This is a genomic window from Paraburkholderia sp. SIMBA_030, from assembly GCF_046535245.1.
Classification (GTDB): domain Bacteria; phylum Pseudomonadota; class Gammaproteobacteria; order Burkholderiales; family Burkholderiaceae; genus Paraburkholderia.
Genome location: NZ_JAWRXB010000011.1, coordinates 44,894 through 61,114 on the forward strand (window position 1 = coordinate 44,894; position 16,221 = coordinate 61,114).

Here is a 16,221-nt window from a genome sequence, read left to right on the forward strand (position 1 = left end):
CCGCTCAGGCCGGAATCGCAACCACAAGGCCATCGAGTTCGGGCGTGATCTCGATCTGGCAACTCAGGCGACTGTTGCTGCGCAGCGCGCTCGACGCGGCCAGCATGTCCTTCTCGATGTCGCATGCTTCGCCGACAATCTCGATCCATGCCTGATCCACATGAACCTCGCAGGTCGCGCAACTGCATGCCCCGCCGCACTCGGCGGCAAGACCTTCGACCATATGGTCGACCGCGCCCTGCATCACCGAGCTGCCCAGCGGTACATCGGCTTCGACGACCTGACCATTCGACTGTACATATTTGATGACTGGCATTGCACACCTCTCTTAACGCTCGAGTCAATTAATTCGCAACTTTGGCAACTTCAATCAGCGACTTGAGCGGCAACGCCTCGTCGGCCAGTTGCGCCGCGCTGACTTCGATCCGTTCAGCAATCAGCTTCTTGCTGAATATGAATTCCTGCGGACGGTTCACGCAATCCGCCGCGATCATACGGCCGTCTTTCAGATAGAACGCGCAGAAGCTGCGTCCGGCTTGAAGGTCGCCTCGTACGGCCACCTGGTCATAGCCCTGATTGAGCCCGGCAATCTGCAGCTTGATGTCGTATTGATCCGACCAGAACCAGGGCAACGCGGCGTAGGGCCTCTCCTTGCCGCACAACGAGGCCGCCGCGCTCTTTGCCTGCTCGGTTGCATTGGGCACGGATTCCAGCCGGATATAGCCGTAGTACGGCGACGGATGCATCGTGCAATCGCCGGCTGCGACAATATCGGGGTCGGCGGTCCGGGCGCATGCATCGACGAGGATGCCGTTGTCCGTGGCTAGATTCGCCTGCGCGGCGAGTTCAACGTTCGGCATCACGCCGACGCCGATAATCACGAGATCGGCAGCGAAGAAAGTACCGTCCGCACAGACGACCTTTTCGACGCGAGATGTGCCTTCGAAACCACGCACCGCGATTTCAGTGCGGATGTCCACACCCTCTTCACGATGCACCCGCTCAAAGAAGCCGGATACTTGCGGAGCCGTCACACGCGCCAACACGCGTGGCGCCATTTCGAGGACCGTGGTGTGCATGCCGAGCTTCGTCAGCACGGCCGCTGTTTCCAGCCCGATATAGCCACCGCCGACGATCACAGCGCGGCCACCTGCGCGCACATCCGCCCTGATGCGGTCGATATCGTCGATATTGCGCAGATAGTGAACGCCCGGCAACGTCGAACCCGGCAGCGTGACGGTGCGCACGCGGGTGCCGGTGCATAACGCGAGCTTGTCGTACGCCAGTTTTTCGCCGCTTCGCAGCGTGACTGTTCTGTCGCCACGATCGATCGAATCGACCCGTTCGCCGAGACGGAACTCGATTTTGAAGCGTCCGTACGCGTCGGCGGCGCGAATCAGCAGATCGTCCGTGTGTTTGTCGCCGAGCAGATACGCCTTCGACAACGGCGGCCGGTGATACGGCAAACGCGGCTCGTCGCCGATCACGACAATGCGTCCTTCCCAGCCTTCCTGCCGAAGGCTCGGCGCTAGCTGCGCCGCCGCGTGGCTCGCGCCGACGATGATGCAGGTCCGTTCCATCACGCTTGTCTCCTTGCCCGCATTTGTATTGTTGCGTTCACTGTTGCTAGCCGTCGATTGACGGCCATCCGCTGGCGCCACGCCCGAGTACTTCTTCGTTGTGTTGCCCCAGTAGTGGCGGTGCGTTGCGGATCTGCGTCGGCGTGCCCGAGAATTGCAGCGGGTTGTTGATGACCTTGAACTCGCCGCCTTTGGGATGCTGCACGGTCTTCAGCAGGGTATCGACCACATGCGGGTCGCTAAACACTTCGGGCCACGTGCGGACCGAGCCGTAAATTGCCCCAGCCGCAGACAGCACACTTTCCCATTCCGCGAGACTGCGAGTGGCGAAAATCTCCGCGAGCCTCGCATCCACTGCGGCGCGGTTCTCGAGACGTGCGGCCTTGGTCGCGAAACGCGGGTCGGTCTTCAGTTCGCGCGCTTGCATCGCATCGCAGAGCACGTGCCAGAACTTGTCATTGATCGTGATGATCATGATGTCGCGACCGTCGGCGGTCGCGTATGTGTTGTTCGGCACGATGTCCCAGTGCTGATTGCCCATCCGGCTCGGGGTTTTGCCCGTGAGATCGAAATAGACATCGCGAGGCACCTGGCTGAAGATGCTCGCGTCGAGCATCGACAGATCGACGCGCTGACCTTCGCCGGTTCGCTCCCGCGCCTGCAATGCAGTCAGAATGCCGATGTTCGCGAGCAACGCCGTTATCAGGTCTGAGAACGGAAAACCCGTTTTCAGCGGCCCCGACTCTTCCGTTCCGGTCACCTGCATGACGCCGGATACGGCCTGAATCACCATGTCGAGCGCGGGCCGATTCCTGTCCGGTCCGTTTCGGCCAAACCCCGAGATCGAGCAGTAGACCAGGCGCGGATTCAGTTTGCGCAGCGCGTCGTACCCGAGCCCCGCCTTGTCCGTCAGACCGGGCCGGAAGTTTTCCACCAGCACGTCCGCCTCCGCGGCAAGCGCGAGCGCTGCTGCACGCCCTTCTTCGCTCTTCAGATCGAGAACAATGCCGCGCTTGTTGCGATTCACACCCAGAAAGAACGCGCCGTCGCCATTCAGCGTGGTTTCGCCCGAGCGCCGGAACGGATCGCCATCCGGCTGCTCGACCTTGATCACATCAGCGCCTGAATCGCCGAGCATCATCGTGGCGAACGGTCCCGTCATCATCTGCGTGAAGTCGAGAACCTTCAGTCCTTTGAGCGCGGTGTTCATGCTTTTTCCTTCGCGACGTAAAACTCTTCGCGCTCGTGATTCGACGCGCGCACACCTTTGTCGCGGCGCTGCTTCATGAAGTTGTATTCGTCGGCCTCGTAGCGGACATTCGTCGCCAGTGCGTGCAGCACATGTCCATACGAAAACTGCGCGTCGATGCCTAGCGCGTTCATCGCCAGATTCGTCGCGGCCTTGCCCATGACGATGCCGTCGCGCGGCAGACGCACGATCCGCTCTGCCCATTCTTCGCCCGCGTCGGTTAGCGACGCGACCGGCACCACCTTGTTGACGAGGCCGTTCACGAGACAGGTCTGCGCGTCCCAAACGTCCGCCATCAACAACAGTTCGCGCGCCTTGCGCGGACCGAGCGTCATCATTTCCCAAGCCGCGAAATATGCGGCGCCTGACAACCCGAGCTTCTGCTCCGGGTGCCCCATCTTCGCGGTGTCCGCCGCGATCACGAGGTCCGAGGCCTCGGCCAGGTAGAGACCGCCGCCGAGGCAATAGCCCTTGACCAGCGAAAGCGTCGGTTTCAGGAACTTGAAGATGCGCTCAAAACGTTCGATGTACCGCTTGTCGTGCAGCAGCCGTGCGCGCTGGCTCGGCTTGCGCGGGCGGCCCTTGTCGTCGTAGGTGGTCGCACCGTATTCCGTGCCGACTTCGGCGAGATCGTGCCCCGTCGTGAAATCGTCGCCTGCGCCTTGCAGCACGACGACCCGAACGTCGTCGTCGGCTTCCGCGCGGTCGTAGCCCGTCATTAACTGATCGAGCATTGCGCTGCTCATCGCATTCTTCTTCTCCGGGCGGTTGATCGTGATGTACGCCCGCCCATCTTTCGCAACATAGTCGATGCTGCCAGTCATGCTGTTCTCCTCCGCGCCCGGTCTGGACCGGGCGCCGTTGTCAGTTGTTCAGGTTGATCGCAACCGCTTTGACCTCGGTGTACAGCTTGATCGCGTCGTAACCGCGCTCGCGGCCCCAGCCGGACTGCTTGTAACCGCCGTACGGGAGGGTCGCATCCGGCGACGACAGCGCGTTCACGTTGACGATTCCCGCCTGCATCCGGCGCGCCATCTTGTGCGCACGGCCGATGTCCCTGGTCCAGATGCTTGCGGCAAGTCCGTAGGTCGTGGCGTTGGCGGCTGCGGCGATGCCGTCGAGGTCGTCGTCGTTAAAGGACATTGCGCAGAGCACGGGGCCGAAGATTTCTTCGTCGTGCACGCGCATGCCGGGCTTCACGCCTGTGAGTACGGTTGGCTGCACGAAGTAACCGTGCTCGCCACTGGAGCCACCGCCCGCGAACAACGTCGCGCCTTCCTGTTGCCCCTGGTCGATATAGCCCGCGACACGATCCAGTTGACGCCGCGAGATAACCGGTCCCATTTGCGTGCCGGCATCCATGCCGTGGCCCATCTTCATCGCATTCGCGCGTTTGGCGATGCCGTCGAGTACTTCGTCGAACGCCCGTTCATGCACGTAGAGACGCGAGCCGGCTGCGCAAATCTGCCCAGCGTGGAAAAAGATCGAAGAACACACGCCTGCCGCCGCTGCGTCGAGATTCGCATCGGGAAACACGATGACCGGAGACTTGCCGCCCAACTCCAGCGACACGCGTTTCAGATTGCCGCTCGCGGCCTGTACGATGCGTCGGCCCGTTTCTCCAGAGCCGGTGAACGCGACCTTATCGATACCGGGATGCGCGGCAATAGCCGCGCCGACAGGGTTACCGAAGCCGGTCACGATATTCAGCACGCCAGCGGGAATGCCCGCTTCGAGCGCGAGTTCGCCGAGACGCAGTGCCGTCAGCGGCGTCTGTTCGGACGGCTTCATCACGATGGTGCAACCGGTAGCAAGCGCAGGCGCAATCTTCCACATCGCCATATTCAGCGGAAAATTCCACGGAATGATCTGCCCAACGACACCAACCGGCTCGCGCAGCGTGTACGCGTGCCACTCACCGGGCAGCGAAACGTTCGGCGTTTCGCCGCCCATTTTTGTGGTCCAGCCCGCCATGTAGCGCAGCATTTCCGCAATGCCGACGACGTCCCCATTGCGGCAGAACGGCAACGGCTTGCCGCTGTTGATGCACTCGAGTTCCGCGAGTTCGTCCGCGTGATCTTCGATCAGCGTGGCGAAACGGAGCATCATCCGTGTGCGTTCCGCAGGCGTGACCTTGCTCCAAGGCCCTTCGAACGCGCGGCGTGCGGCAACTACTGCGCGATCGACGTCGGTTGCGGACGCTTCGGCGGCAGTGGTAATGACTTCACCGGTGCCGGGATCGACGATATCGGTACGGCGGCCGGAATCGGACTCTTCCATACGGCCGTCGATCAGCAATTGATGCGTACGCGACAGAAAGCCGCGCGCCGCGTCGCCGAGTCCGGGATGTAACGTCGAAGTCATGTCAGTATCCTTCCTGTGTCATTGGATTGATGGCGTGATTCATTTGCCGAGCAACTGCCTCGCGATGATCACGCGATGAATTTCGTTCGTGCCTTCGAGAATCTGATTGAGCTTGGCGTCGCGCATAAAGCGTTCGACTGGGTACTCGGTCGAGTAACCATACGAGCCATGTACCTGCACGGCTTCCAGTGCGACCTCCATCGCAACGTCAGTGACGTAGCATTTGACGATCGAGGACAGCATCGTCAGACGGCTGATGTCTCCGGCGTCGATTTCCTGTGTGCTCGAGTAGAGCAACGTGCGCGCCGCTTCGATCTTCATCGCCATGTCGGCGAGCTTGAACTGGATCGCCTGGAAGTCGCCGATCCGTTTGCCGAACTGACGGCGGTCCTTCGCGTAGTTGATCGATTCGTCCATCGCGGCCTGAGCGAGTCCCAGCGACGACGCGGCTACAGACGGCCGGTTCAGATCGAGAATCTTCATGCACGCCTTGAAGCCATTGCCCTCTTCTCCGAGCAGGCAATCGGCGTCGATGCGCATGTCCTCGAAAAACACCTGATAAGTGGGCGAGCCATGCCGGCCCATCTTTACTTCCTTGCGACCGATCCTCAGTCCAGGTGCTTTCGTATCGACCAGAAACACGCTGATGCCGTCGTGACCGCGACCTTCCGCGGTGCGTGCAAACAGCAGCATGTAATTCGCCTGGGCCGCCCACGTGATCCAGCTTTTCTGTCCGTTGACGACATACGAATCGCCGTCGCGCCGCGCGGTGGTGCGAATCGCCGACACGTCGGAGCCCGCTTCCGGTTCCGTAATCGCCACCGCTGAGATCGTGCGGCCCTTCGCCGCCTCCGGCAGATAACGTTGCTTCTGCGCTTCGCTGCCGAAATGCAGCAACGGCAGAATCAGTCCGATCGAGTTGTTAGCGCACAAGGTCGATGCGGCGAGCGACACCTTGCCGATCTCTTCCTTTGCAATGCAGACCGAAGTGAGATCGCCGCCGGGACCGCCGTATGCATCAGGCACCCACATTTGCAGCAAGCCGAGATCGCCGAAGACTTCGACCAGTTCCTCCGGAAAGCGCTTGGTCTCCTCCATCCCCGCGACGAGCGGTCGAACCCGTTCTTCTGCGACCCTGCGCACCATATCGCGCAGCATCTCCTGTTCTTCGCTGAATTTCACTACCGTCTCCTTGCGTCGCGTGTTTTCAAGCGTCTTTAAAAATGATTCAGCGGATTCACGCGCACTTCAGTTCACGGAAGCCGAGCGCCGCCATCACCGGTTCGTCGCTGACGCGAATCAGTTGCGACCAGTCATCGAGTCCTTCGATCGTGAAAGCGTGCCAGCACGGAATGGCGATCACGTCGCCGCGTACGAGATCGACTACGCCGAGTTGTTCGACGGTCATTCGTACACTGCCGCGCGTGACCGTATAAAAGTTGTTGTCGATCCGCTTGTCATGCGACCGCGACTGTCCGAGTTCAATGCCGACTGCCTGCAGACCGATTGTTTTCAGTCCGCCGGGGGCGATATCCACGGTGCCTTTTTCTCGCGCGCCACGGTCGAGATCGACGCCCTTATGTCGCAACGGCGAGTCCGGTTCGTGAGCGACCGCTGGCTCGTTGCGTTGCGGATGGTCCTCGAAATACATGCATTCGAAGTTTTGCACGAGCGGTACGTCGAGAAAGTCGATCCAGAACGCGGGCTCGCTACCAAAATTGCTATGCCCATGCCAATGCCACGAAGGCGTCAACACCACGTCGCCAGGCGCGACATCGATTTGCACGCCGTTGACGATCGTGAACGTATCCGTGCCTGCATCAAGAATCAGCCGCAACGCATTCGGCGAGTGACGGTGCGAGCGCGCCGTCTCTCCGGGAAGCACCAGCTGATATGCAGCGACCAGGTTGCGACAGGTCGGATAGATGTTGTCGGCGATCGGATTCACCATGATCAGGTTCCGGCGCTCGGCCTGCTCTGGCGAAACGAACGCGCATGCGGCATCGAGCGCGGCGCGGGCGTCGGCGTATCGCCATATGGCAGGAACGAAGCGCGGGCGCGGCACCGGCCACATTTGCGGCACTTTCTTCGCCCAGCCCGGCGACAGCGCACGGGCCTGGAGCGAGTCGAAGAAGCCTTCCGGTGCCGCCTGATTGGGTGTAGCGGTTTCAGACATCACAGTCCTCTACTAATGTGCCGTCGTGAATCGCCGGCTCGCGATACGACGTGATTCAAGGGGTGCGGCGTCAAACGGCCAGTCCGGCCTTCTCCGTGTCCCATACCGGGTGATCGCCGATTGTTCCGCGCGTCACCGGCAGGCGCATCGATCCCACACCGTCGATCTCGATCTCGATGACGTCACCGTCTTCGACCGGCCCGACGCCCGCCGGCGTCCCGCTTGCGATGATGTCGCCGGGTTCCAGCGTCATCACGGCGGAGGACATCGCGATCATGTCCGGGATATTCACGATCAGATTGCGCGTGGACGCGGATTGCCGTTCCTCGCCATTCACTCGCAAGCGCATTTCGATGTTGTCGAAATCGGCAATTTCATCGGCGGTGGCAATCCATGGACCTGTTGGGCAGAACGTGTCGTACGATTTGCGCATCACGCGCTCTTCCTTGCCGCGCACGACCATATCGAGCAGACATGTAAAGCCGAAGACGTACGACCGGCTGTCCGCATGCGACACGCCCCGACCGCGCTTGCCGATGATGATGCCGAGCTCGCACTCGTGATGAATCTCGCGGCCTGCCAGCGGCGGCAGCACAATCGCGTCGGCTGGACCGCTCAGACTTGAATTCGCCTTGAGGAAAAAACCCTGCCCGCTTGCCTTGAACGATGAAATCACGCCAGGGCCGACGCCATGCTTCATTTCGTCGATGTGCGCGTGATAGTTCGCCGGAAACGCGATCACCTTGTTGGGCCATTGAACTGGCGCTAGAAGACGCACTTCGCTCATTGCACGGCCTGCTCGCGAACGAACGGCATCCAGCAATGCGGGACGCAACGCTTCCCATTGCGCGATAAAGCGCACCATGCCGACCGGCGGCCACGCGCCGGGCACGACGCCAGCGATGTCGCTGACATCGACCACATGACCTTCATGAACGACGCCGATGCGGCCGTTATCGAAAGATACGAGTCTCATCGTTCGGCCACCTCTTCGACAATGCGGTCCGTCACACCCAGAGGCAGCACGCCACGAGCAATGTCGATCAGTGCATCGGTGTCGTCGGGCAGGCTGTTTGCGCGCCAGGTGACGTGCCCGTCAGGCCGCACCAGCACCAGCGCGCATTCATACAGCGCGCGGGCCTGCTCGTTGTCGATATCCACGACGCTCAACGGCACGCGGGCCCGTTTAGCGGCCGCCGTCAGCGCATCGACCGAACCCGAGCGGTCGAAGCGCATCAGCACGAACTCACGACCGAACAGATCGAGCGTCGATTGGCCTGGCGCCAGCCAGACATGCGGCGCACGATGTCCTGGTCGCGCCGTCTGTACGTAGGTGCTGACGGTGTCTTCCGGTTCGGGCGTGCCGTCCGGCACGACAATCGACGAACCCTCGTAGCGAAAGCCGAGATGAATGCCGATTGTGTACCATTCGCGTTTCATCATCTGCGTGTACGCATCGCCGAACACCTTGCGCGCCTGATCGCCTTCCGGTCCCGGTTCGAATACAGCCGGAGTCAACGTCTGGCGCGGCGTCAGCATCAGCTTCAGGTTGTTGGTCGCTTCGTTGACGTTGCGAATCGCGACCGGACGGCGCTCGAATTCGTACGTATCGAGCAGATGAGCACCGCCCCAGCCCTCGACCATCGCCTGCAACTTCCAGCCGAGATCGACCGCGTCCTGCACGCCCATGTTCATGCCGAAACCACCGGTCGGCGACGTGAGATGCGCGGCATCGCCAGCGATTTTTACGCGCGGCGTACCATAGTTGTCGGCGACCAGTTGGCGGCGAATCCACGGCATCACGGAGATGATCCGGAAATCGAAATCGTCGCGTCCCACCGCGCGCCGGAACGCTGCGGCCACGTCGTCTTCCGTCAGCGTTCGCATGGTCCCGTCACCGACGATCGAAAAGCGCCACCAGTTGCGCCCGTTGATTGCCACAACGGTGCTCCAGGTGCCTTCCGGTCCGATGAAGATGTAGCGATAGCCAGGCTTCTTGTCGTGCAGCTTCTCAAGACCCTCGCATTCGATGATTGCGTTCGTCGTATACGTGAGCGCCGGCGTGCCGGTCATCTTGATGCGGAGCGTTTCCTTCACGCGGCTCGCACCGCCATCGCAACCGACCAGATACTGGCATTCGATCTTCTGTTGTTCACCCGTTACCAGGTCGCGAACCGTCACCGTTACACCATCGCCGCGCTCGTCGTGCGACACATACTCGGTGCTATACCGGATCTGCACCTTGCCGGTCTTCGCGGCGAAGCGTGTGAGCACCGGATCGAAAAAGTTTTGCGGGCAACGCTCGCGCTTTTGCGGGCTCTGCTCCGGCTTTGGCTCCTCGCGTACCGTCGGGAAGGACTCACGCCCAAATTCATAGCCGCCGTGCAGCTGCGACACCCATGCATAATCCTGCGAATAGTCGCGGTTGTAGCCGGCGTTCTCGACATCGTCGACAATGCCCCAGCGGCGGCAAAACTCCATCGTGCGGATCCCGACCATGTCCATCTTTGGCTGGAACACCTGGCCGTCGCCGCGTTCGATCAGTACACACGACACGCCCCGCCAGCCGAGATCGCCGGCCAGCGCCAGTCCAACCGGACCCGCTCCCACGATCACCACAGGGGTGCGCCCCACCTCGCTCTTCTGCGCCATAGTCGAAAGCTCCATCATCTTTTTGCGTGTCGGCTTGACTGTGCGTCGCGCCCTTTGAAAGTGAACTCACGGTGCTGCAATGTGAAGCCAATGTACTCGGCGGATGTTTAGTAAGGCCAATACTGTTTCCGAAGGGATTGAGAGGATTTCCCTATGATCCGACGCAAGGTTCTTCGTCTGAGAGGATCGGAAAATCGTATTGGTGTAAGCGGCACGCACGTGACTATCCTGTGGACCAGCCTCGGCTCATCGCAAGCCGTTGCCCGATAAGGACAAACTTCAGGAGACGTCAATATGCATACGAATCATGAAAGGCCCTGGTACCGCTGGTACGTGCTGTTCATCCTGACCGTGATCTATGCGTTCAGTTACGTCGATCGCCAGATCGTCACGATCCTCGCGCCCTATCTGAAGAAAGACATGGGCATCTCCGATGCGCAGCTAGGTTTGCTGTATGGCACCTCGTTTGCGCTGTTCTATTGCGTGTTCGGCATTCCACTTGCACGTCTCGCGGACGGCTGGAGCCGCGTTCGCACGCTTGCGCTGGGGCTGTCTTTCTGGTCTCTGATGACAGCGATGTCCGGCCTGTCACGCAACTTTGCGCAACTCGGCACCGCCCGCATCGGGGTCGGCGTTGGCGAGGCCAGCGCGACGCCGGCCGCCGTCTCGCTGCTCGGCGACTATTTCGAGCGTGCAAAGCGCGGCACCGTTCTGGCGCTGTATTCAGTGGGCGTGTATGTCGGTGCTGGGGCGTCGCTTGCGATTGGCGGATCAATCGTGGCCGCGTGGGAGCACGCTTATGGCAAAGGCGGTGTGTCGGCGCCACTCGGGCTGTCGGGCTGGCAGGCGTCATTTATCTGCGTGGGCGTACCGGGGTTGATCTTCGCGCTGATCGTTCTGCTGACGGTTCGCGAGCCCGCGCGCGGCCGCCTCGACGCCGTCGCCCCAAAGAAAGACCCTCATCCGTTCGCGCACGCCATTCGCGATCTCGGCGCCATGGTGCCACCGTGGAGTTGGCTGACCCTGCGCACGCTCGGCGCACCGCGCCGCGAATACTTGCGCAACGCCGCGTATCTGCTTATCGCGATCTGCGTCGTGGTGTTCGCCACTTCGGCAACCAACCATGTGCTGTCCGCCAGTCGTAACGCGCGGATCGGAACGTTATTTGGCATGCCGGTGACGAGCAACCTGGTCCAGTGGCTCGCAATAGCGATCGCTGTCTATGTGTGTTCGAACTGGTATCAGGCGACGCGACTCGGCGATGCCACCGCTCACCGTCTGATCACGGGATCGAAGACCTTCTTTTCGTTGACCGTGGCGGGCGCGTTCCTCGCCTTCGCGATGAATGCGGTAAATGGGTTCGTGTTCGTCTATGCAAGCCGCGAACTCGGGTTGACTGCGCAAGCTGGTTTGCATCTCGGCATCATCGCGATCATTGCGGGCGGCACGGGAATCAGCGTCAGTGGCTACTTGTCGGATCGTGCGCGGCGTAAGCATCCGCTCGGAAGACTCTACTTCGTGTGCTTTACCGCGACGATGTTCACGGCCGCCAGCGCGCTTCAGTATGTAACGCGAGATGTCACCGTATTCTATTGTGCGTACGCCGTCGCGACTTTCTTCGTGCCCATGTGGTTCGGCCCGCTTCAGGCAACCACACAGGATCTGGTGATTCCGCGACTGCGCGGTACGGCGTTCGCCGCGTTTTCGCTGGGAGCCAATATTTTTGGCCTGGGGCTGGGGCCGTATTGCGTTGGTCTGATCAGCGATGCATCGGGCAATCTGCGTCTGGCGATCCTGTGCGCGCTCGCAGTTTTGCCGGTTTCGATCGGCTCACTGCTTCTGGCTAGCCGGACCCTGGTTGGCAGCGAAGCGATCGCTCGCGCGGAACTGGAACGCTTCAATGCTCAAGCCAGTGAAGAAGAGATCGAGTTGGCTGGAGCCCAATTGACGCATTGACTGTGCGCTGGCAATAGCTCGATCCATCAACACCACAGGCGGCTCGTGCTTTGTATCTTGCAGGCGAGCCGTTTCTTTAAATCGTGATTGGATATGCGGGCCAAAGATTAGCCGAAAGTATCAGCGCGTCAAATTCATTCGTAGCCACGCCGACCCGGTGGATCGACGTCGCGACGCTCGCGCTGGCGGAAGCGGTTGTCAACGTAGTTGTCGCGTCACTTCAAGCAAACTGCCTTAGTTCTTCCGGCTGTATGCGCTCCGGATTGAGCCAGACTTCATCCTTCAATTCCCAATTACGCGTCGATCGGGACCAACGCTGTGGATTGCGCTGCCTGGCCTCTTCATAAACGGCTTCACGTTGCGCGAGCACTGCGGCGGCTACGCCGTTGTGGCGCTGCGCCGGCGTGACGAATTTCAGGCCGCTGTGTTTGTGCTCATGGTTGTACCAACGCACGGACTTCTGCGTCCAGGCACGGGCCTCATCCACGCTGCCGAACGGCCTGCGCGGGTAGTCGGGCCGGTACTTGCAGGTGCGGAACAGCGACTCGGCGTACGGGTTGTCATTACTCACACGCGGCCGGCTAAACGAGGCCGCGACCCCCAGGTTTTCCAGGGTGGCAAGCATCGTCGCACCCTTCATCGGGCTGCCGTTATCCGAGTGCAGCACCAGGGGACGCCCGGCCAGACTGGCACGTCGCATCAGCAACGCGGCCAGTTCCGCCGATTCGGCTTCATGCACTTCGTGAGCGACAATCTTGCGACTGAACACGTCCAGCATCATGTACCAGTAGTAGTACTGTCCTTTGATCGCCGCCGGCAGCCACGTGATGTCCCACGACCAGACCTGGTTCGAACCAGTGGCACAATGGCTGGTCACTACCCGGGTCGAAGGCTTGCGCGCACGACCCCGGTGATGCTGCTGCGAGGCGCTGCGCAGCACGCGATAAAACTCGATTCCGACGCGACATACACGCCGCGATGGGGTGCGCAACGCGCAACCGGACATCCATACCACTAAGCCTATAACCAGCAAGACCGAACCTCCCCCACCAAAAGTTCGGCATCTTCAACGATTCGCTCTTCCTTTCTAGTCGGTCTACCCATCGCCTCCCGGAAGATGGAACTCTCAGCGAACCTCGCCATCCTGCGGTTACGGGAGCAGTTGGTTTGCGGTCAGCTCGTTCGTCCTCGTTGCTGAACTTCCAGCCTAAAGCCGCAATACTGGTGCTGGCGGTCAATGCGCATCCCCGCCGAAGGCCGGCGACCGCCGATGGGTACCAATCAGGCCGTCTTGCTTGCAAAGAACGTTTTCAAACGCTACTATGGTACGCATGTACACTATACATATAGCGTACTAGTTTGCCTGAATCGAGTGGCGCTCGTCGATTGAACGGAGCACGCCACCCATGGCGGAGACACTGCCGGCGCTTCCCCGCGTCCGAGACAATCATGGTCCGTCTGATTCGAATCATTGCGTTTAAAGACGCACGGAAGTCCCGACATCGAATTGCTACGTCGAGGCCGCCGACACAACGTGAGGAGAAAAGAGTATGGATGACAGAACGAGTCTCAAGTATCAGCTCATCAGCGCCTGGTGCGGTCCCGCTTTTCTGGTGACATTCGTTTTCTTTTGGGGGGTCCTGGGGCACAACCTGCCTAACCCATCGCCAGCGCTGAGCGCCTCTGACCTGGCGGCGCGGTATCTCGCCAACCTCGGTCAAATTCGTCTTCGATTCATCGTTTCGATGATCACGGTGGTCTTATACATGCCGTGGACCGCGGTACTCACCGCACAAATGGCGCGGATCGAAGGGAAGTTCCCGGTTCTTAGCTTTCTTCAATTGTTAGGCGGCGGGTTAACAGTGATGGTGGTCTCTTTCAGTGTCATGTTCTGGGCCGTCGCTGCTTTCCGACCCGAACGGGATCCGGCGTCTATTCAACTGCTCACCGATCTGGGCTGGCTGTGCATCGATCTCCAGTACGCCTGCACGACGCTACAAATGGTGGCAGCAGCGCTGGTCGGACTGGCCGACAAGAGCACGGTTCCGCTGTTCCCCCGATGGGTCTGCTTCCTGACAATCTGGTGCGGCATCAGCTTCTTCCCGGCAAGCCTGACTGGTGTGCTACAGACGGGGCCTTTCGCATGGAGCGGTGTACTGAGCTACTACTTTCCGTATTTTTGTTGGCTGTGTTGGTACATCACGGCAAGCATCTACATGATCAAAGAGGTTCGACGTCGTATGGCTGTATCTGATATTCCGGAAACTGCTGGCGACTTCGCGCACCGTATGGGCAGTTGAAGGTTCGCATTCAGCGTCCAAGCTGATCTCCTCCGACCTCGGCCGTTCCGAGATCGGAGGAGTGCCTGGTTTTACCTACCCATCTTTTCGACGGAGGTGCCATCCGCGTGGCAACCGTCGCCTGTTCCTGGAGCGTTGACTCATGGGGGTCGGCACAGCACCCCCGGCTGTTGGCACAAGCCCCATAGCGCGCCACCTGCCGGGAGACAAGGATGTCTGGGTCTTCATCATTGCCGAGCTTCTTATGTTCGGCGTCTTCTTCGCCATTTACATCGTGAATCGGTTCTGCGAAGTCGAGATGTTTAACGCCTCGCAACTATCGCTGAATCGGAATCTGGGTGTCGCCAACACGTTTTTTTTAGTGACAAGTTCCTGGGCGGTGGCGTTATCCGTGCGTGCCGCACGCAGGAACAGGCGGTCAAAAGTATCGCTATATCTCGGTGTCGGGATAGCGCTGAGTTTCGCCTTCATGCTGGTGAAGTACGTCGAGTATTCGGCCAAGTTCAACGCCGGCATAACAATGACGACCAACACGTTCTACATGTTCTATTTCTGCCTGACGATGATTCACCTGCTGCACGTCATCGGCGGGACGATCATCCTGATTATCATGTGGATGAGAGCGAGAGAAGGCGTCTATCATGCATGGAACACCAAGGGACTGGAGACCGGTGCGTCGTACTGGCACATGGTCGATCTGCTGTGGATTTTCCTTTTCCCTCTGCTCTATCTGTTGAGGTAACCGGCTATGCTCCGACTGCTGCGAGAACCGCTTCACCGAACCTGGATAGTGCTGATCATCGCAACCAGCGTGACGTTCTGGCTCCGTGCCGACGGCGTTGTGGGACTCGCCGCTGGTGCGGGCACTCTTGCGATCGCATATCTCAAGGGGCGACTCGTCGTTCTCGATTTCATGGAACTCAGACACGCCCCACCCGTCTGGCGGGGTATTCTTGAAGGATGGCTTCTAGTGATTTCTGTCGCCCTGCTGGGCGTTTACTGGATCGGACTGAATGACTTTCACCGTCTGTGACTTTGAGACATTCATGCGGCGAATCATGCGGGGCAAGTCCTGGCTCTTATTCCAGCAACTTCAAACGCAAGCGTCTTGACCGCGCAGAATCCAGTCCACACGCTAGTGCGAGATAGGCCTCCATACTGCAAAAATCGCGTTCGATGGCGTGCAGGGCGGCCCCAAGATATCCTTCGCGGACATCCGCAATGGTAAGCATGGCGGCGCGGGTGGTTGGCGACTGCCGGGTGAGGTCCGGCCCCAACATGTGCAACAACGCTTCGGGAGATCGCCGATTGCGGGTCAATAGATAGTCTTCGAACACTTCATCGCGGGAAACGCCCAGTGCCAGCAGCACCACGGCGCTGATAAATCCGGTCCGGTCCTTGCCGGCTGTGCAGTGGATCAAAGTCGCGGGCGCGGCGGGCGCCCCAAGACGGTCAAATGCCGAGGCGAGGACCCCGGCAAACAATCCTGGCATTTTGGCGTAAGCATCCTGCATCCAGTGAAGAGCGGCCGCTGCATCAAACGTCGGATCGGCGATGCGCTCGCGCCAGTCGAATACACTGACGGCCTCAAGCTGGGGCGAATCTATCCCGGCTACGGTTTCAAGTGCCTTGCCAAGTGGCCATCGATTCGATGCGCGTGTTCGCTCGTCAGCATTGCGCAAATCGTACACCAGCGCAATGTCGAGGCTCGCGATCTGCGCGAGATCGCCATCCGTCAGTCGCTCAAGCGACTCGGAGCGGAATAGCCGCCCCGGTCGAACGTGAGAGCCGCCGACAGCACGAAAGCCACCGAGGTCGCGAAAATTGGGTGCGCCTTCAAGCCCCGATGGGGAGATTGTCATCAACATCGCTCATCTTAGGATGGAGGGGGAAGTCGTCTTCTGGCCCCTCGCCGTGCCGATCGAAAATGAACGTGCCGGCCGA

The 16,221-nt window shown here is 60.2% G+C and carries 14 protein-coding genes and 1 pseudogene; 4 read left to right on the forward strand and 11 right to left on the reverse strand.

The window, feature by feature from the left end; genetic code table 11:
* Nucleotides 1-4: 4 nt before the first annotated feature.
* The 9 genes from SB772_RS19780 to SB772_RS19820 all read right to left on the reverse strand — a co-directional run bounded on the left by SB772_RS19780 (nt 5) and on the right by SB772_RS19820 (nt 10,021).
* Nucleotides 5-316 (reverse strand): 2Fe-2S iron-sulfur cluster-binding protein, encoded by a 312-nt coding sequence (locus tag SB772_RS19780; RefSeq protein WP_410834904.1) that lies wholly within the window; start codon nt 314-316, stop codon nt 5-7.
* Nucleotides 317-344: 28 nt separating this feature from the next.
* The gene (locus SB772_RS19785) at nt 345-1,580 is read right to left on the reverse strand and encodes an NAD(P)/FAD-dependent oxidoreductase (RefSeq protein ID WP_410835117.1); all 1,236 of its coding nucleotides are present in this window, start codon (nt 1,578-1,580) and stop codon (nt 345-347) included.
* 46 nt (nt 1,581-1,626) lie between these two features.
* The gene (locus SB772_RS19790; RefSeq protein WP_410834905.1) at nt 1,627-2,790 is read right to left on the reverse strand and encodes a CaiB/BaiF CoA transferase family protein; all 1,164 of its coding nucleotides are present in this window, start codon (nt 2,788-2,790) and stop codon (nt 1,627-1,629) included.
* Nucleotides 2,787-3,653 (reverse strand): enoyl-CoA hydratase-related protein, encoded by an 867-nt coding sequence (locus tag SB772_RS19795; RefSeq protein WP_410834906.1) that lies wholly within the window; start codon nt 3,651-3,653, stop codon nt 2,787-2,789. The genes SB772_RS19790 and SB772_RS19795 overlap by 4 nt, the downstream gene beginning before the upstream one ends.
* A gap of 40 nt (nt 3,654-3,693) precedes the next feature.
* A complete protein-coding gene (locus SB772_RS19800) occupies nt 3,694-5,193 on the reverse strand; it encodes an aldehyde dehydrogenase family protein (protein WP_410834907.1) in 1,500 nt (499 codons plus the stop codon).
* A 39-nt stretch (nt 5,194-5,232) separates the two neighbouring features.
* Nucleotides 5,233-6,375: an acyl-CoA dehydrogenase family protein gene (locus SB772_RS19805; RefSeq protein WP_410834908.1), complete on the reverse strand. Its 1,143-nt coding sequence runs from the start codon at nt 6,373-6,375 to the stop codon at nt 5,233-5,235.
* Between the two features lie 55 nt (nt 6,376-6,430).
* Entirely contained in the window at nt 6,431-7,369 is a 939-nt protein-coding gene (locus tag SB772_RS19810) for a cupin domain-containing protein (RefSeq protein WP_410834909.1), read from the reverse strand.
* 70 nt (nt 7,370-7,439) lie between these two features.
* Nucleotides 7,440-8,345: a fumarylacetoacetate hydrolase family protein gene (locus tag SB772_RS19815; protein WP_410834910.1), complete on the reverse strand. Its 906-nt coding sequence runs from the start codon at nt 8,343-8,345 to the stop codon at nt 7,440-7,442.
* Entirely contained in the window at nt 8,342-10,021 is a 1,680-nt protein-coding gene (locus SB772_RS19820) for an FAD-dependent oxidoreductase (RefSeq protein ID WP_410834911.1), read from the reverse strand. Before SB772_RS19820 ends, SB772_RS19815 begins: the two co-directional genes overlap by 4 nt.
* Nucleotides 10,022-10,315: 294 nt before the next feature.
* Here SB772_RS19820 and SB772_RS19825 point away from each other — a divergent pair, with 294 nt between their 5' ends.
* Complete coding sequence (locus tag SB772_RS19825; RefSeq protein ID WP_410834912.1) at nt 10,316-11,977, forward strand: spinster family MFS transporter; 1,662 nt, start codon at nt 10,316-10,318, stop codon at nt 11,975-11,977.
* A 220-nt stretch (nt 11,978-12,197) separates the two neighbouring features.
* Here the strand turns inward: SB772_RS19825 and SB772_RS19830 are convergent.
* Nucleotides 12,198-12,955: pseudogene (locus SB772_RS19830) on the reverse strand (transposase); the annotation flags it as partial.
* Between the two features lie 572 nt (nt 12,956-13,527).
* Here SB772_RS19830 and SB772_RS19835 point away from each other — a divergent pair.
* The 3 genes from SB772_RS19835 to SB772_RS19845 all read left to right on the forward strand — a co-directional run bounded on the left by SB772_RS19835 (nt 13,528) and on the right by SB772_RS19845 (nt 15,310).
* On the forward strand, nt 13,528-14,277 hold the full coding sequence (locus tag SB772_RS19835; protein ID WP_410834913.1) for a hypothetical protein: 750 nt from the start codon (nt 13,528-13,530) through the stop codon (nt 14,275-14,277).
* A gap of 142 nt (nt 14,278-14,419) precedes the next feature.
* Complete coding sequence (locus SB772_RS19840; RefSeq protein WP_410834914.1) at nt 14,420-15,019, forward strand: cytochrome c oxidase subunit 3 family protein; 600 nt, start codon at nt 14,420-14,422, stop codon at nt 15,017-15,019.
* A gap of 48 nt (nt 15,020-15,067) precedes the next feature.
* Nucleotides 15,068-15,310, forward strand: a complete 243-nt coding sequence (locus SB772_RS19845; RefSeq protein ID WP_233464914.1) for a cytochrome C oxidase subunit IV family protein — start codon at nt 15,068-15,070, stop codon at nt 15,308-15,310.
* Between the two features lie 46 nt (nt 15,311-15,356).
* On the opposite strand, the gene SB772_RS19850 is transcribed toward SB772_RS19845, so the two are convergent.
* On the reverse strand, nt 15,357-16,145 hold the full coding sequence (locus SB772_RS19850; protein WP_410834915.1) for a tyrosine-protein phosphatase: 789 nt from the start codon (nt 16,143-16,145) through the stop codon (nt 15,357-15,359).
* Between the last annotated feature and the right edge of the window lie 76 nt (nt 16,146-16,221).

What these genes read in the sequence shown, in the direction of transcription:
- SB772_RS19780 (WP_410834904.1), bottom strand. Translation starts at nt 316, where the DNA reads ATGCCAGTCATCAAATATGTACAGTCGAATGGTCAGGTCGTCGAAGCC.
- SB772_RS19850 (WP_410834915.1), bottom strand. Translation starts at nt 16,145, where the DNA reads ATGTTGATGACAATCTCCCCATCGGGGCTTGAAGGCGCACCCAATTTT.
- SB772_RS19815 (WP_410834910.1), bottom strand. Translation starts at nt 8,345, where the DNA reads ATGAGACTCGTATCTTTCGATAACGGCCGCATCGGCGTCGTTCATGAA.
- SB772_RS19810 (WP_410834909.1), bottom strand. Translation starts at nt 7,369, where the DNA reads ATGTCTGAAACCGCTACACCCAATCAGGCGGCACCGGAAGGCTTCTTC.
- SB772_RS19820 (WP_410834911.1), bottom strand. Translation starts at nt 10,021, where the DNA reads ATGGCGCAGAAGAGCGAGGTGGGGCGCACCCCTGTGGTGATCGTGGGA.
- SB772_RS19795 (WP_410834906.1), bottom strand. Translation starts at nt 3,653, where the DNA reads ATGACTGGCAGCATCGACTATGTTGCGAAAGATGGGCGGGCGTACATC.
- SB772_RS19785 (WP_410835117.1), bottom strand. Translation starts at nt 1,580, where the DNA reads ATGGAACGGACCTGCATCATCGTCGGCGCGAGCCACGCGGCGGCGCAG.
- SB772_RS19800 (WP_410834907.1), bottom strand. Translation starts at nt 5,193, where the DNA reads ATGACTTCGACGTTACATCCCGGACTCGGCGACGCGGCGCGCGGCTTT.
- SB772_RS19790 (WP_410834905.1), bottom strand. Translation starts at nt 2,790, where the DNA reads ATGAACACCGCGCTCAAAGGACTGAAGGTTCTCGACTTCACGCAGATG.
- SB772_RS19840 (WP_410834914.1), top strand. Translation starts at nt 14,420, where the DNA reads ATGGGGGTCGGCACAGCACCCCCGGCTGTTGGCACAAGCCCCATAGCG.
- SB772_RS19835 (WP_410834913.1), top strand. Translation starts at nt 13,528, where the DNA reads ATGGATGACAGAACGAGTCTCAAGTATCAGCTCATCAGCGCCTGGTGC.
- SB772_RS19825 (WP_410834912.1), top strand. Translation starts at nt 10,316, where the DNA reads ATGCATACGAATCATGAAAGGCCCTGGTACCGCTGGTACGTGCTGTTC.